The organism is Pararhodobacter zhoushanensis, assembly GCF_025949695.1.
GTDB lineage: Bacteria > Pseudomonadota > Alphaproteobacteria > Rhodobacterales > Rhodobacteraceae > Pararhodobacter > Pararhodobacter zhoushanensis_A.
Window position 1 is genome coordinate 3750480 of the sequence record NZ_JAPDFL010000001.1, and the last position, 14701, is coordinate 3765180.

Here is a 14701-nt window from a genome sequence, read left to right on the forward strand (position 1 = left end):
TCTGGCGGCCTTGCTGCCGCAAGACCCCTGACGCTATGATTGCGCGGCCGTTCCCTATCCGGATCGGCCGCGTTTTTCATGGGCGCACCCCGCATGACCCAAAACCCTGCCCCCACACCCCGGCGCGTAACGCCGCGCGACCGCGCCACGCTGGCGCTGGTGGGCCTGCTGATGCGCCTGCCCTTCGGGCCGCGCGTGCGGCTGGCGGGCTGGCTGGGGCGCACCGTGATCGGCCGCTTTGGCGCGCTGCCGCGCCGAGTCGCGCAGGCCGTGCACCATTTCCGCCCCGAGCTGCCCGAGGTCGAGGTGCAGCGCATCGCGCGTGAAGTTCCCGGCTCGATGGCGCGGATGATCACCGAGGTTCTGTCCGGCCCCGACCTTGCCGCCCTTGCCGCCACCCTGCCGCTTGAAGGCCCCGGTCTGGCCGCGCTGGACGACGCGCACGCAACGGGTCGCCCGGTGATTCTCGTCTCGGCGCATTTCGGCAATTATGACGCTTGGCGGCTGGCGCTGATCGCGCGCGGATTTGCCATTGGCGGGTATTTCAAGGAACTGGGCAGCCCGGCCCTGAACGCCCGCTATGTCGAGGCCGTCTCGGCTTCGGGCGCGCCGATGTTTCCCGACACCGGCGAAGGCCTGCGGCGGCTGGTGAAATTTCTGCGCGGTGGCGGGATGCTGGGCATCCTGTGCGATCTGGACCGCCCGCAGGGGGTGATGCTCGATTTCCTAGGCCAGCCCACCCGTACCGTGCTGTCCATGGCCGAGATGGCGCTGCGCTATGATGCGCTCCTGGTGCCGATCTGGGGTATCCGCACGCCCGGCAAGCCGGGCTTTCGCGTGCAGATCGACGCACCGGTGCCCGCGTCGGATGCCGAGACGATGACACAGGCGCTCAACGATGCGTTTGCTGCGCAGGTTCGTGCCCATCCCGAGCAGTGGATCTGGTGGCACAACCGCCGTAAGGGCTCGCATCCGTGACGCCACGGTGGGCGCGCTGGACACAGCCGCGCCCCGTGACTAGATACGATCGCATGTCAGATACCCCCGCCCCCGCCCGCCTTTCGTTTCGCCATTGGGTCGAAGACCGGGCAGAGGCGGCAATCTTCCGTGCGATTCTGGCGCTGCCCTACCGGCGGCGTATCCCCGCAATGGGCTGGTTCAGCCGGACCATTCTGGGACCGCTGGCGATGAATCGGCGGATCAAGGCCAATCTGGCCTATATCTTTCCCGACATGCCGAAGGCGCAGGTCAAACAGATCTGCCGCGACGTGGCCGATAACTTTGGCCGCTCCTTGATCGAACTGCATTCAGGCGCCGAGTTCGCCCGCTTTGTCGCCACGCAGCCCCTCGGCGGCCCCGGACTTGCGGCGCTGGATCGGGCCCATGCCGAAGGCCGCCCGGTGATTCTGGCCTCGGCGCATTACGGCAATTATGACGTGCTGCGCGCTGGCCTGACGGCACGCGGTTTCCGCGTTGGCGGCCTTTACCGGCCATTGTCGAACCCGGCGGCGAACAAGCGGTACGTCGCGACCATCGAAAGCATAGCCACGCCGCTGTTTCCGCGCGGCAATGAAGGGCTGGGCGCGATGATCCGCTTTGTGAAATCGGGCGGGATGCTGGGGTTTCTGGGCGATCAGCACATGGCCCATGGCGAAATGCTGGATTTTCTGGGCAAGCCCGCCGCGAGCGCCACCTCGGCGGCCAAGATGGCGCTGAAATACAACGCGCTGCTGGTGCCGCTCTATGCCACGCGCAACCCTGACGGGCTGACCTTCACGGTCGAGGTTGAAGAGCCGATCCCGCACAGCGACGCGCTGACCATGACGCAGGCGGTCAATGACAGCGTCTCGGCCAAGGTGCGCGCGCATCCGGGGCAATGGTTCTGGGTTCACCGCCGTTGGCGGCATACCGCCTGACGTTCAGCGGATGCGCGCCGTCGCCATGACCGCGCCCTGCCCGCTTTCCTGAATGATCACCACGGCGGGGTCGTCCCCCTCCAGCGGCACCGTCAGGCTGAGCGGCGAGAGCATGTCCCAGCTCGACACCGGTTCCCAACTGGTGACGATATTGGCGTATTGCGCCACGCGACCGGCGTTTTCACCGCCGCGGATATCGACGGTTTCCATCGGATGATAGCGCACAAGCTGCACCGTGTAGGGGCCGACGGCCGGTCGGGGCGCGGGCACGGCGCCCGCTGCCTCGGACCCCGCCTGCGCCGAGCCGCCCATGCTGAGCGTGCCGACAACCGTATTGGTCTGCATCCCGGTGATCGCCGCGCGGCGCGAGGCCATGGCGATCTGCGGCGCGGCGGCACTGGTCGGCGTGGCGGTGATCTGCAACGCGCCGTCCTCGGTACGCGCAAGGGTCAGCGCGACCTCGGCCTGATCATCGCGCTGCGCGGTGATGGCATCCATCACCTGCATCACAAGATAGCCTTCCATGATCTGCGTGCCGTTGATCACCACTTGCGGCGTATAGATGGTCGAATGGCCATACCGGCGGGCATAGCGCTGCTGACGCTCGGTATAGGCGCGCTGCGCGAAAGTGTCGGCCCAGCCGATGTAATCCCAGTAATCAACGTGCAGCGACAGGGCGACGACATCGTCGCGACCGGCAAGCTCCAGCATCATCTCATCGGCGGGCGGGCACGAGGCGCAGCCCTGCGCGGTATAGAGTTCAAGCAGAACAGGATGATCGACCGTGGTTGACGGCGTGTCCTGTGCCACAGCGCCCGAGGCCAGAACAACAGCCAGCGCCGCCGTACCACAGACCCGGCGCGCGCCGACCAAGCCTGCGCGCATCGATCCGTTTCTGGTCCGCGATCCGATGCCTGTCCGCATCCATGCGATCAGCGTCATTCCCCACTCCTGCAACTTGTGGCTACTCAAACGGCAAATGCGCCGAGGTGCAAGCGACGGCAACCGCTTGGCGCTGCGTTACACTGCCTTGTGACAGCTCGGCAACGATGCGTGACCCGGTGACCGCCCGCCACCCTTTACGGCAAGGGTCTCACGCCCTGCCCCGCGTCCTGTCTGGGTGGTCTTGCGCCCCGGTCGCGCGACTCTTTTTGTGCACAATGGTATACAAAAACACCCTCACCCCCTTGATCGACGAGGCCAGATAAGGCATGAGCAGCCTCAGCCAAACCCCTCTTGACCCGAAGGGAGCCTCCCCCAATGACTGTATTCGTCGGAAAAGACACCGCCAAGACGCGCAAGACGCTGACTGTTGGCGGTCAATCGATTGCGTATTACTCGATCCCCGCCGCTCAGGCCGCTGGCCTGGGCGACTTCAGCAAGCTTCCCGCTTCGCTGAAAGTCGTTCTGGAAAACATGCTGCGCTTCGAAGATGGCGGTTTCACCGTCTCGGTCGATGACGTCAAAGCGTTCTCTGACTGGGCCGACAATGGCGGCAAAAGCGCCCGCGAGATCGCCTATCGCCCCGCCCGCGTGCTGATGCAGGACTTCACCGGCGTTCCAGCCGTGGTCGACCTTGCCGCCATGCGCGATGGCATCAAGGGCCTCGGCGGCGACGCCCAGAAGATCAACCCGCTGGTCCCCGTCGATCTGGTCATCGACCACTCGGTGATGATCGACGAGTTCGGCACGCCCCGCGCCTTCCAGCGCAACGTCGATCTGGAATACGAGCGCAACATGGAGCGCTACGAATTCCTCAAATGGGGCCAGACCGCGTTTGAGAATTTCCGCGTCGTGCCCCCGGGCACCGGCATCTGCCATCAGGTGAACCTTGAGTATCTGGCGCAGACCGTCTGGACCGACAAGGACCAGAACGGCGAGCAGGTCGCCTATCCCGACACGCTGGTCGGCACCGACAGCCACACCACCATGGTCAACGGCATGGCCGTTCTGGGCTGGGGCGTCGGCGGGATCGAGGCTGAGGCCGCGATGCTCGGCCAGCCCGTGTCGATGCTAATCCCCGAGGTCGTCGGCTTCAAACTGACCGGCCGCATGCTGGAAGGCACCACCGGCACCGATCTGGTGCTGAAAGTCGTGCAAATGCTGCGCAAGCACGGCGTTGTGGGCAAATTCGTCGAATTCTACGGCGAAGGTCTGGACAATCTGCCGCTGGCCCAGCGTGCGACGATCGCCAACATGGCACCGGAATACGGCGCCACCTGTGGCTTCTTCCCGATCGACGCCGAGACCCTGCGCTACATGCGCCAGACCGGCCGCGACGAGGACCGCATCGCGCTGGTCGAAGCCTATGCCAAAGAGAACGGCTTCTGGCGCGGCGCGGATTACGCCCCGATCTACTCGTCGACCCTGTCGCTGGACATGGACACCATCGTCCCCGCGATCTCGGGCCCCAAGCGCCCGCAGGACTATGTCGCGCTGACCGCCTCGGCTGAAGAGTTCGAGAAAGTCGTCGCCGGGTACCGCGGCATCGACATCACCGAAGCGGCCAAGGATATGGCTGATGAGGGCCCGGTCGCGGCCAAACCCGTCGACATCCGCAAAACCGCGGCGGTCGAGGGCGAGGATTACGCGATCCGCGACGGCTCGGTGGTGATCGCCTCGATCACCTCGTGCACCAACACCTCGAACCCCTATGTGCTGATCGGTGCCGGTCTGGTGGCGCGCAAGGCGCGCGCTCTGGGCCTGAACCGCAAGCCCTGGGTCAAAACCTCGCTGGCCCCCGGCTCGCAGGTCGTCGAGCAATATCTGCAAGCCGCCGGCCTGCAGGAAGACCTCGATGCGGTCGGTTTCAACATCGTCGGCTTTGGCTGCACCACCTGCATCGGCAACTCGGGCCCGCTTCAGCCTGAGATCTCGAAAGCGATCAATGACAACGACCTGATCGCCACCTCGGTGCTGTCGGGCAACCGCAACTTCGAAGGGCGCATCTCGCCCGACGTGCGCGCCAACTATCTGGCCTCGCCGCCGCTGGTGGTGGCTTATGCGCTGGCCGGTGACATGAACATCGACCTGACCACCGAACCGCTGGCGCAGACGCCGGATGGCAAGGATGTCTATCTCAAGGACATCTGGCCGACCGACGCCGAAATCGCCGAACTGGTCGACAAGGTCGTGACCCGCGAAGCCTTCCTCGAGAAATACGCGGATGTGTTCAAAGGCGACGCCAAATGGCAGGCCGTCGAAGTCTCGGGCGCCGAGACGTATGATTGGCCATCCGCCTCGACCTATATCCAGAACCCGCCGTATTTCCGCGGGATGTCGGCCGAAAAGGGTCATATCAACCCGATCACCGACGCGCGCGTGCTGGCAGTGCTGGGTGACATGATCACCACCGACCACATCTCGCCTGCAGGCTCGTTCAAGGCGACGACCCCGGCTGGCAAATACCTGACCGAGCGTCAGGTCGCGGTGAAAGACTTCAACAGCTACGGCTCGCGCCGGGGCAACCACGAAGTCATGATGCGCGGCACCTTCGCCAACATCCGCATCAAGAACGAGATGCTGGACGGCGTCGAGGGCGGCTACACCAACGGGCCGGACGGGGCACAAACCTCGATCTACGACGCCGCGATGGCCTATATGGACGCCGGCACCCCGCTGGTGATCTTTGGCGGCATCGAATACGGCGCCGGTTCATCGCGCGACTGGGCGGCCAAAGGCACCAACCTGCTGGGCGTCAAGGCCGTGATCGCTGAAAGCTTCGAGCGTATTCACCGCTCGAACCTCGTCGGCATGGGCGTGATTCCGTTCGAGTTCACCGGCGGCGACACCCGCAAATCGCTCGGTCTGACCGGTGAGGAAGTCGTGAGCATCCAAGGCCTGTCCGACGACATCAAACCGCTGTCGACGGTGCCTTGCACGATCATCTATGCCGATGGTACGGTGAAAACGATCCAGCTGAAATGCCGGATCGATACCGAGATCGAAGTCGATTACGTCAAACACGGCGGCGTGCTGCACTATGTGCTGCGCGACCTCGCCAAGAGCTGACCGGCTGACACAATGACCCAAAGGCCCCGCCCTCGCGCGGGGCCTTTTCGCATGGGAAAAGAAGGGGGGCTTTCCGCCCCCCTCTTCGCTTTCAGCGAATTCACCCCCCGAGGATACTTTCAGACAGATGATAAGGCTTTGTTAACCATGCGCCTCATCTGTCCCCAAATATCCCGGGGTGAATGGCGCGGCACGCGCCAGAGGGGCAGCGCCCCTCAAACGCACTGAAAGGCTTGAGCCCGCAGGGCTCTCCGCCCGGTCCCTCAGGTCAGAGCGAGGCGTCCCAATCGCGCATGCGGGCGACGTAGCGGGCCAGGGTGTCGATCTCCAGGTTGATCGCGTCGCCAACGGCCACATCGCCCCAGGTCGTCACCTCTTGCGTATGAGGGATCAGGTTGATGCCGAACTCGCGCCCGTTCACTTCGTTCACCGTCAGCGACGTGCCGTTCAGCGCCACCGAACCCTTGGGGGCGATGAAGCGCGCCAGCGCCTCGGGCGCGCGGAAGGTGACGCGGGTGCTGTCGCCTTCGCGCGCCATGCCGACCACCTCGGCCACGCCGTCGACATGGCCGGACACGATATGCCCGCCCAGCTCGTCGCCCACCTTCAGCGCGCGTTCCAGATTGACGCGTTTTCCGGCGGCCCAGCTGTTGGGCCCGATGGCTGTCTTGCTCACCGTCTCGGCCGAGATATCCACGTCGAACCAGTTCTGCGGCGTCTTGCCCAGTGCCACAACGGTCAGGCAGACCCCGTCGCAGGCGATCGAGGCACCAATGTCGATGCCCTCGACATCGTACCGGGTGCCGATGCGCGCGCGCAGGTCGCCGCGCTCTTCCAGCGCCAGGATTTGGCCGATATCCGTTACAATGCCTGTAAACATGAGCGTATTTCCCCGATCCGACGCCCGAGAGGCCACGCTTTGGTCACCTTCGGGCTTTATGCTTGGGTCAATCTCTGGCATCCTTTTCGCAAAAGGGGAACACCCCACAGGCAGCAGGCAGGCCAACCCATGATCAGAACGACCGGCGATGACCGGCGCTTCCTGTTTTTGCAGGGGCCGCATGGTCCGTTTTTCAACCAGCTGGGTGCCATGTTGCGCCGCGCTGGGGCCGAGGTTTGGCGCGTCGGCTTCAACCGGGGGGATCAGGCCTATTGGGGGCGGCAGGGCTATATCCCCTATACCGGCCGCCAAGACGATTGGCCTGCAGCCGTCGAAACCCATTTTGACAACCTCGCCATCACCGATCTGGTGCTGTACGGCGACACGCGCTTTATCCATGCCGAGGCGGTCGCCCGCGCCCAGACGCGCGGCATCACCGTGCATGTGTTCGAGGAAGGCTATCTGCGCCCATGGTGGGTGAGCTATGAGCGCGGCGGCTCGAACGGGCATTCGCGGCTGATGGATCTGTCGATCTCGGAAATGCGCCATGCGCTTGAAGCCTGCGAAACCGACCTGATCGACGCCCCGGCGCATTGGGGCGACATGCGGCACCACGTTTTCTACGGCTTTGCCTATCATGCGCGGCTTTTGCTGGCCAACGGCGCCTACCGTGGCTTTCGCCCGCACCGCGCCCTGACCGTCACGCAAGAATTCCGCCTGCACCTCAACCGGTTGATCGCTATGCCGTTCCACGCCATCGAGCGCCGCCTGGCGACCCGGCGCGTACGGACCGGCGGCTTCCCCTATCATCTGGCCCTGTTGCAGCTGGAGCATGACGCGAGCTTTCAGCAGCACTCCCCGTTTCGCACGATGACCGAGTTTCTGGAGATGGCGATTCAGGGCTTTGCCAGTGGCGCGCCCCAACACCATCATCTGGTGTTCAAGGCGCATCCGCTGGAAGACGGGCGCACACGGCTCAAGGCGGACATCATGCGGCTGGCGGCTGCGGCGGGTGTCGCAGAGCGGGTGCATTTCATCCGGGGTGGCAAGCTGGCCGCACTGCTCAACCATGCGCGGTCGGCTGTGACCGTGAACTCGACCGCGGCCCAGCAGGTGCTCTGGCGGGGGATGCCGCTGAAAGTGTTTGGCAGCGCGGTCTATGACAAGCCCGAATTCGTTTCGACCCAGCCGCTGCCCGAGTTTTTCGCCCATCCAACCCGGCCCGATCTGAAGGCCTATCGCGACTATCGCCGGTTTTTGCTGGAGACGTCGCAGCTTCCCGGTGGATTCTATTCGGCAGCCGGGCGGCGTCAGTTGCTGCGGCAAGTGGTGGATCTGATCCTGTCGCCGGAAGACCCGTACAGTGCCCTGATCGCCGGACGTGCGGCTCCGCGGCAACACCTGCGGCTGGTGCCCTGAAGAACGTCTGACATCCAATGTCAGTCCATCGCCGCATAGCACCGGCCACAATATCCGGGCTGTTGCCAGCGTCCCGCCCCCTTCATCTTGCTACGCCGTGCTGTTGCTCTACCCCGCACGATTGTCGGATCGAAACGACCCAGGAAGCGCTTGCGTCGCCACGGCGCGTGCCCTGCCGGGGACAGCGACATCCCACTTGGAAATTTCTCTATCTCTGTCTATACTTGCGTAAAAAACTTGAGGCAGATCCACCAAAGGAGCCCGAGCAGTGAATGTCAGACATTATCGCCGCGCATCAGCGCTGGCGCTCGGTGTGTTTGTGGCGGGCCTCAGCGCCTGCGGCATACCGCGTCCCGGGCCCAGCATGAACGAGATTTTCGCAGGCTCGGTCCTGCGGGAAGGCAACGCCTATATCGTCGCCGTGGGTGACCGCGTGAACCGTGCCGCCAACGTCCCCTTGTCGCTCGGTTTCTCGGATGCGCTGCGGTCAGCACGCGTTCTTGCGGGCGACACCATCCGTACCGGCGACACCGTCTCTGTGACCGTGTTCGAGAACGTGCCCGAAGGTCTGCTGACCTCGGCCGATACACCCGGCGCACGCCTGACCGAACTGCAGGTCGACGATCAGGGTTATATCTATGTCCCCTTCGCCGGTCGCGTCCGCGCCTCGGGCCAGTCGCCCGAAGCCTTGCGGTCGGCCATCGCGCGCCAGCTTGACCAGCAGACGCCCGACCCGCAGGTCTATGTCAGCCGCACCGCTGGCGACGGCGCAACCGTCAGCGTCATCGGGCGCGTGGGTGCGCAAGGCGTCTATCCGATCGCGCGGCCCAACCTGCGCCTGACGGCGATGATCGCCTCGGCGGGCGGTATCAGCGTGCCCAGCGAAACAGCCGTTGTCACCGTCGCGCGCGGGGGCATCACCGACCGCGTCTGGTTGAACGATCTCTTCGCCCACCCCGAACTGGACATTGCCATGCGCGGCGGCGACCGGATTTCGGTCGATGCCGACAACCGACGCTTTACCGTGCTAGGCGCGACCGGATCGCAGGCGCTGATCACCTTCGATCAACCGACCATCACCGCGATCGAGGCTTTGGCACAGGTCGGCGGTCTGGACGCCACCCGCGCAGATCCGACCGGCGTTTTCGTGTTCCGCGACGAACCGGCAGAGATTGCGCGCAACGTGCTGGGTCAGCAGGGTCTCGTGGGGGATCAGCGCATCACCTATGTTCTGGACCTGACAGCACCCAACGGCATGTTCCTGGCCCGCGATTTCGAGATCCGCGACGGCGACACGCTCTATGTCACCGAAGCCTCGGCGGTGACCTGGAACCGTCAGATCGCAGCCCTGTCCGGCTCGCTCAGCCTGACCGGGTCGGCGGTGCGGGCGTATAATGACGTAACCACTCCGTGATCGCAGCGGGCGCGCCCTGGGTGGCGCGCCCGGTTCGCCATGGCCCCTGACCCCTCCCCCTTTGCCGGACGCCTGCTTGCCGCCAGCGGCGGGTTTCTGGGGCCGTCGGCGCAGGCCCGCCGCATCCGCCGTATTCTTGACCTTGCCGTCGCGCGCCCGCGTCTGGGCTGGCCGGGTGCCGGGGATGCCGTGCTCGCCTGGGGCCACAGCCCGCGCGCGCACCGGGCTGAAACCCTCGCCGCGCGCTCGGGCGCACCCCTCTGGCGCATCGAGGATGCATGGATCCGCTCGATCCACCCGGGCCGTTCGCGGGGCGAGCCGCCGATGGGTCTGTTGCTGGACCGCGCCGGGATGCACTACGATCCTGCACAACCCTCTGATCTGGAAAGACTTCTAGCGACACACCCGCTGGACGACGGCGCGCTGATCGCCCGTGCCCGCACCGGGATTGACCGCCTGCGCACGCTGCATCTGTCGAAATACAACACCCACGACCTCGCGCTGACCGCGCCCGATCCCGGCTATGTGCTGATCATCGATCAGGTGCGCGGCGACGCCTCGCTGACGCACGGCGCGCCGCAACCCGCCGAGCGGCTGTTTCGCGAAATGCTGATCATCGCGCAAGAGGAAAACCCCGGCGCCCGCGTCCTGATCCGCGCCCATCCCGAGAGCAGGGCGGGCGGGCGTCCGGGTTATTACGGCGCGCAGGATGCGCAGGGCCATGTGTCCTTCGTTGACGGCCCCCATTCACCCTGGTCGCTGCTGGAAGGGGCCGTGGCTGTGTACACCGTCGCCTCTCAGGTCGGGTTCGAGGCGATCCTCGCAGGCCACCGGCCGCGGGTCTTTGGCGCGCCCTTCTACGCGGGCTGGGGGCTGAGCGCCGATGAAAACCCTGTCCCGCGCCGCCAACGCGTCTTGACCCGCACCCAGCTTTTCGCGCTGGCGATGCTGGAATATCCGCTCTGGTATGACCCGCTGCGTGACCGCCTATGCGCGTTCGAAGACGTCGTTGATCAGATGGAGGCCCGCCTCACCGCCTACCGTCAGGACCGGCAGGGCCACATCGCCTGCGGCATGCGGCGCTGGAAGCGCGGCGCGATCCAGGCGTTCTTTGGCCGCGAAAGGCCGGTACGCTTTGGTGATGAGGGCGCGACACTCGCCTGGGCCTCAACCGCACCCAGCGACTTCACGGGCCTGCGCATTGAGGACGGCTTTCTGCGCTCGCGCGGGCTTGGGGCGGATCTGGTCCCGCCGCTGTCGCTGGCGGTGGATGATCGCGGCATTTACTACGATCCCACGCGCGAGAGCCGCCTTGAAGCGCTGATCGCCGCGCCCCTGCCGCCCGGCGGCGCGGCGCGGGCCGAGCGGCTGCGCGCCGCGATTCTTGCCAGCGGGGTGACGAAGTACAATCTCGCGCCTGCGACATCGGACATCGCGGCCCAGGTCGCCGCTCTGCGCGCCGCGCACCAGGACGCGCCGGTGATCCTCGTCCCCGGTCAGGTCGAGGATGACGCCTCGATCCGCCTCGGCACCACCGACATCCGCACCAACCGCGCGCTTCTGCAGGCCGTGCGCGGCGCCCATCCTGAGGCCATCGTGCTTTACAAACCCCACCCCGATGTCGAGGCGGGCCTGCGCCCCGGCAAGGTGGACGACGCCGAGACGCTCGCCGATCTGGTCCTTGACCATACCGACGCCCAATCCGCCCTCACCCTCGCCGACCGCGTCTGGACACTCACCTCAGGCCTTGGCTTCGAGGCCCTGCTGCGCGGCATCCCCGTCACCACCCTCGGCGCGCCGTTCTACGCGGGCTGGGGCCTGACCAACGACCGCGGCACCGTGCCCGAACGCCGCACCAGCGTCTTCCCGCGCCCCGACCTGACCCGCCTCACCCATGCCGCGCTGATCGCCTACCCGCGGTATCTCGACCCGTTGACCCGCCAGCCCTGCCCGCCCGAACTGGCCGTCGAGCGCCTCGCCGCCGGTCAGACCGCCCGCCGCTCGCCGCGCCTGCGCGCACTGGCCAAACTGCAGGGCGCTTTCGCCAGCTACGCCCACCTCTGGCGCTGAACGCCAAAAGCGCAGCCTGCGCTGCGCCCATCATCTGTCTGAAAAATATCCACGGGGGTTTCCAAAGGGGGAGCGTGCTCCCCCTTTGGGCAGGGGGTTCGGGGGGCGGCAGCCCCCCGACACCTGCCGTCACATATTCGCGCGCGACACCGTCACCAGCCCCAGCATCTGCGCCGCCTGCAGCGACAGCACACCGCTGTCCAAGCCCTGCGGCGCCTGCATCCGGCGCACGGCCTGCGAGGTCTCGCTGTCCCATTCGCCGGTGATCGGCCCCGCATAATGCCCGCGCGCCGCCAGCGCGCGCTGCAAGGACGCGATCATGTCGGTGTCGATCTGCTCGGGGCACGGCACGGCGAACAGGCGATCTTCGGCCGGATGGACCAGCCGCTCTTGCGGATGCACGCCCTCGCGGCCGGCCACCGGCACCAGCACGGTTTCGGTCACGGCGGGAATGCGGTCATTGGCCCAGCAGGCACCGTCCGGCGGGGTCAGCGTCTGACCGATCAGCGGCGTGACTTCGGCGCGTTGGGCTTCAGGCTGTGCAGGCGTCGACTGGCAAGCCGCCAGCGCGAGAGACACGATGAGTGGGAGGACAAGACGCGTCATGAGACCCCGGGCACCGATTCGGCGCATTGTTTCTATTGTTGCCCCCAATCTGCTGCTGAAAGCGGGCATTTTCCGGGCAAGGAAACGGCGGGCAGCGGGCGCTTGCCGCACGATTTTGCGGCGAAGCGCCCGGCGCGCATGTCTGGTAAAAGCCCGGCGCGTGCCTTATGTCGGAACGGAACCAAACCACACGCAACCGCATTCCCACGACGGACGGACGAGGCACTTATGGTCAAGATCACCTATCTGGAATTTGACGGCACCGAGCATGTCGTGGACGTCCCCGTCGGCCTGACGGTGATGGAAGGCGCGCGCGACAATGGCGTCAAGGGGATCGAGGCCGATTGCGGCGGCGCCTGCGCCTGCTCGACCTGCCACGTCTATGTCGACGACAGCTGGGTTGAAAAGCTGCCGGCCAAGGATCCGATGGAAGAAGACATGCTCGATTTCGCCTTCGAACCCGACCAACGCCTGTCGCGCCTGACCTGCCAGATCAAGGTGACCCCCGCGCTTGAGGGTCTGATCGTGCGCATGCCGGAAAAGCAGATCTGATCCATGGCCCTGCCTGTCCGACGCCAGTTGCAGTTCTGGGGGGTCTTTGCGGCCCTTCTGGTGTTGGTTCTCTGGTTTCTGGGCGATGTCCTGCTGCCCTTTGTCCTGGGCATGACACTGGCCTATTTCCTCGACCCGATCGCTGACCGGCTGGAAAAGCTGGGCATGGGGCGCACCGCCGCGACGGTGACCATCTCGCTGGGCGCGACGCTGATCTTCGTGCTGGGCATCCTGCTGATCGTGCCAACGCTGGCGCAGCAGTTGCAGGCGTTGTTCACCTCGATCCCCGAGCGGACAACCCAGCTGACCGATCTGCTGACCGAACGTTTCCCATCGCTGATGGACGAGAATTCAACCCTGCGTCAGTCGCTGGCCTCGCTGGCGGAAGCGGTTCAGTCGCGTGGCGGTGAGCTGGCGCAGGCGATCCTGGGCTCGGCCGCGTCGGTGCTCAACATCGTGCTGCTGATTGTCGTGGTGCCGGTCGTGGCCTTCTACATGCTGCTCGACTGGGACCATATGGTTGCGCGCATCGACGAACTTCTGCCGCGTGACCACGCCCCGGTGATCCGGCGTCTGGCCTCGGAAATCGACCGTACCGTCGCCGCTTTCGTGCGTGGCATGGGCACCGTCTGTCTGGTCATGGGCGTTTACTATGCCGTCGGGCTGGGACTGGTGGGGCTGCAATTCGGTCTGGTGATCGGGGCGATCACCGGGCTGATCACCTTCATCCCCTATGTCGGCGCGCTGGTCGGCGGCACGCTGGCGCTGGGTCTGGGTCTGGTGCAGTTCTGGGGCGACTGGGTGCAGGTCGGACTGGTCGCCGCCGTCTATATCGGCGGGCAGGCGATCGAGGGCAACGTCCTGACGCCCAAGCTGGTCGGCAAATCGGTCGGGTTGCACCCGGTCTGGCTGATTCTGGCCCTCAGCGTGTTTGGTGCGCTGTTCGGCTTTGTCGGCATGCTGGTCGCCGTGCCGGTCGCTGCCGCCATCGGCGTCATGGTGCGCCATGCCACCGAGGTGTATCAGGAAAGCTCGCTCTACGAGGGCACCGAATCCGCCGCGCGGCGCAGCGCCCGTGCCAGCACACCGCGCGTCGCGGATCAGCCCGATCCCCGTGGTTAAACCCGTCGAACAACTGTCGCTTGCGCTGCCCAGCGCGGCGGCCATGGGGCGCGAGGATTTCCTTGTCGCGCCCTCGAACGCGACCGCACTGGCGGCGCTGGACGACCCGCGCGGATTGCCCGCCGGACTGACCGTGCTGATCGGCCCGCCCGGTTCGGGCAAGACACATCTGGCCCATGTCTGGGCCGCGCGGGTTGGCGCCCATTGGCAGACAGCCGAGACGCTGGTCCACACATTGCCCGCCCTTCTGTCCGAAGAGGCCCCCCGCTGCGTGGTGATCGACGACGCGCAGCGACTGGCGCAGACGCCGGGCGAAGAGGCGTTGTTCCATCTGGTCAACCATCTGCGCGGCAAGGGGCAACTGTTGCTGACCGCGCCCGTGCCGGTGCGCGACTGGGGTCTGCTGCTGCCCGATCTGGTCTCGCGTCTGTCCGCCGCCGCGCATCCCGCGCTGGCCGAACCGGATGAGGGGCTGCTGGCTGCCGTGCTGGTCAAGCTGTTCACCGACCGCCAGCTGCGGGTCGAGCCTGCGCTGATCGACTTCCTGCTCAGCCGGATGGAGCGTTCTCTGGCCGCTGCCGGTGACGTTGTCGCCCGGCTGGACCGGCTTGGCCTGCAAACCAAGCGCCGCATCACCCGTGATCTTGCGCGTCAAGTTCTGGCCGCGGATCTCGACAATCCCGACCCAGACGCAGCATCATGAGCGACCAT

At 65.8% G+C, this 14701-nt stretch carries 12 protein-coding genes; 9 read left to right on the plus strand and 3 right to left on the minus strand.

Annotated features, from left to right (window positions below):
- Nucleotides 1–93 precede the first annotated feature (93 nt).
- Both OKW52_RS18650 and OKW52_RS18655 read left to right on the plus strand, forming a co-directional pair.
- Nucleotides 94–978, plus strand: coding sequence for a lysophospholipid acyltransferase family protein (locus tag OKW52_RS18650; RefSeq protein ID WP_264507032.1), 885 nt, complete (start codon nucleotides 94–96; stop codon nucleotides 976–978).
- Nucleotides 979–1031: 53 nt separating this feature from the next.
- Complete coding sequence (locus tag OKW52_RS18655) at nucleotides 1032–1916, plus strand: lysophospholipid acyltransferase family protein (protein WP_264507033.1); 885 nt, start codon at nucleotides 1032–1034, stop codon at nucleotides 1914–1916.
- A gap of 3 nt (nucleotides 1917–1919) precedes the next feature.
- On the opposite strand, the gene OKW52_RS18660 is transcribed toward OKW52_RS18655, so the two are convergent.
- Entirely contained in the window at nucleotides 1920–2858 is a 939-nt protein-coding gene (locus tag OKW52_RS18660) for a DUF1223 domain-containing protein (protein ID WP_264507034.1), read from the minus strand.
- 318 nt (nucleotides 2859–3176) lie between these two features.
- On the opposite strand from OKW52_RS18660, the gene acnA reads away from it, so the two are divergent.
- Complete coding sequence (acnA, locus tag OKW52_RS18665; RefSeq protein ID WP_264507035.1) at nucleotides 3177–5927, plus strand: aconitate hydratase AcnA; 2751 nt, start codon at nucleotides 3177–3179, stop codon at nucleotides 5925–5927.
- A 268-nt stretch (nucleotides 5928–6195) separates the two neighbouring features.
- On the opposite strand, the gene OKW52_RS18670 is transcribed toward acnA, so the two are convergent.
- Nucleotides 6196–6807: a riboflavin synthase gene (locus OKW52_RS18670; RefSeq protein WP_264507036.1), complete on the minus strand. Its 612-nt coding sequence runs from the start codon at nucleotides 6805–6807 to the stop codon at nucleotides 6196–6198.
- Between the two features lie 129 nt (nucleotides 6808–6936).
- Here OKW52_RS18670 and OKW52_RS18675 point away from each other — a divergent pair, with 129 nt between their 5' ends.
- From OKW52_RS18675 to OKW52_RS18685, 3 genes are all read left to right on the plus strand, one after another.
- Complete coding sequence (locus OKW52_RS18675) at nucleotides 6937–8226, plus strand: capsule biosynthesis protein (protein ID WP_264507037.1); 1290 nt, start codon at nucleotides 6937–6939, stop codon at nucleotides 8224–8226.
- A gap of 364 nt (nucleotides 8227–8590) precedes the next feature.
- Nucleotides 8591–9640: a polysaccharide biosynthesis/export family protein gene (locus OKW52_RS18680; RefSeq protein WP_264507038.1), complete on the plus strand. Its 1050-nt coding sequence runs from the start codon at nucleotides 8591–8593 to the stop codon at nucleotides 9638–9640.
- 39 nt (nucleotides 9641–9679) lie between these two features.
- The gene (locus tag OKW52_RS18685) at nucleotides 9680–11710 is read left to right on the plus strand and encodes a capsular polysaccharide biosynthesis protein (RefSeq protein ID WP_264507039.1); all 2031 of its coding nucleotides are present in this window, start codon (nucleotides 9680–9682) and stop codon (nucleotides 11708–11710) included.
- Between the two features lie 129 nt (nucleotides 11711–11839).
- Here OKW52_RS18685 and OKW52_RS18690 read toward each other — a convergent pair whose 3' ends face one another.
- The gene (locus tag OKW52_RS18690) at nucleotides 11840–12316 is read right to left on the minus strand and encodes a peptidoglycan-binding domain-containing protein (RefSeq protein ID WP_264507040.1); all 477 of its coding nucleotides are present in this window, start codon (nucleotides 12314–12316) and stop codon (nucleotides 11840–11842) included.
- 228 nt (nucleotides 12317–12544) lie between these two features.
- Here OKW52_RS18690 and OKW52_RS18695 point away from each other — a divergent pair, with 228 nt between their 5' ends.
- The 3 genes from OKW52_RS18695 to OKW52_RS18705 are packed head-to-tail and all read left to right on the plus strand — an operon-like array spanning nucleotide 12545 to nucleotide 14693.
- Complete coding sequence (locus tag OKW52_RS18695) at nucleotides 12545–12868, plus strand: 2Fe-2S iron-sulfur cluster-binding protein (protein WP_264507041.1); 324 nt, start codon at nucleotides 12545–12547, stop codon at nucleotides 12866–12868.
- Nucleotides 12869–12871: 3 nt separating this feature from the next.
- Nucleotides 12872–13990, plus strand: a complete 1119-nt coding sequence (locus OKW52_RS18700) for an AI-2E family transporter (protein ID WP_264507042.1) — start codon at nucleotides 12872–12874, stop codon at nucleotides 13988–13990.
- Entirely contained in the window at nucleotides 13983–14693 is a 711-nt protein-coding gene (locus tag OKW52_RS18705; protein WP_264507043.1) for an HdaA/DnaA family protein, read from the plus strand. Before OKW52_RS18700 ends, OKW52_RS18705 begins: the two co-directional genes overlap by 8 nt.
- The last annotated feature ends 8 nt before the right edge of the window (nucleotides 14694–14701 follow it).

Coding starts and splice junctions, on each gene's coding strand:
- OKW52_RS18650 (WP_264507032.1), top strand. CDS start 94: ATGACCCAAAACCCTGCCCCCACACCCCGGCGCGTAACGCCGCGCGAC.
- OKW52_RS18655 (WP_264507033.1), top strand. CDS start 1,032: ATGTCAGATACCCCCGCCCCCGCCCGCCTTTCGTTTCGCCATTGGGTC.
- OKW52_RS18660 (WP_264507034.1), bottom strand. CDS start 2,858: ATGACGCTGATCGCATGGATGCGGACAGGCATCGGATCGCGGACCAGA.
- acnA (WP_264507035.1), top strand. CDS start 3,177: ATGACTGTATTCGTCGGAAAAGACACCGCCAAGACGCGCAAGACGCTG.
- OKW52_RS18670 (WP_264507036.1), bottom strand. CDS start 6,807: ATGTTTACAGGCATTGTAACGGATATCGGCCAAATCCTGGCGCTGGAA.
- OKW52_RS18675 (WP_264507037.1), top strand. CDS start 6,937: ATGATCAGAACGACCGGCGATGACCGGCGCTTCCTGTTTTTGCAGGGG.
- OKW52_RS18680 (WP_264507038.1), top strand. CDS start 8,591: ATGAACGAGATTTTCGCAGGCTCGGTCCTGCGGGAAGGCAACGCCTAT.
- OKW52_RS18685 (WP_264507039.1), top strand. CDS start 9,680: ATGGCCCCTGACCCCTCCCCCTTTGCCGGACGCCTGCTTGCCGCCAGC.
- OKW52_RS18690 (WP_264507040.1), bottom strand. CDS start 12,316: ATGACGCGTCTTGTCCTCCCACTCATCGTGTCTCTCGCGCTGGCGGCT.
- OKW52_RS18695 (WP_264507041.1), top strand. CDS start 12,545: ATGGTCAAGATCACCTATCTGGAATTTGACGGCACCGAGCATGTCGTG.
- OKW52_RS18700 (WP_264507042.1), top strand. CDS start 12,872: ATGGCCCTGCCTGTCCGACGCCAGTTGCAGTTCTGGGGGGTCTTTGCG.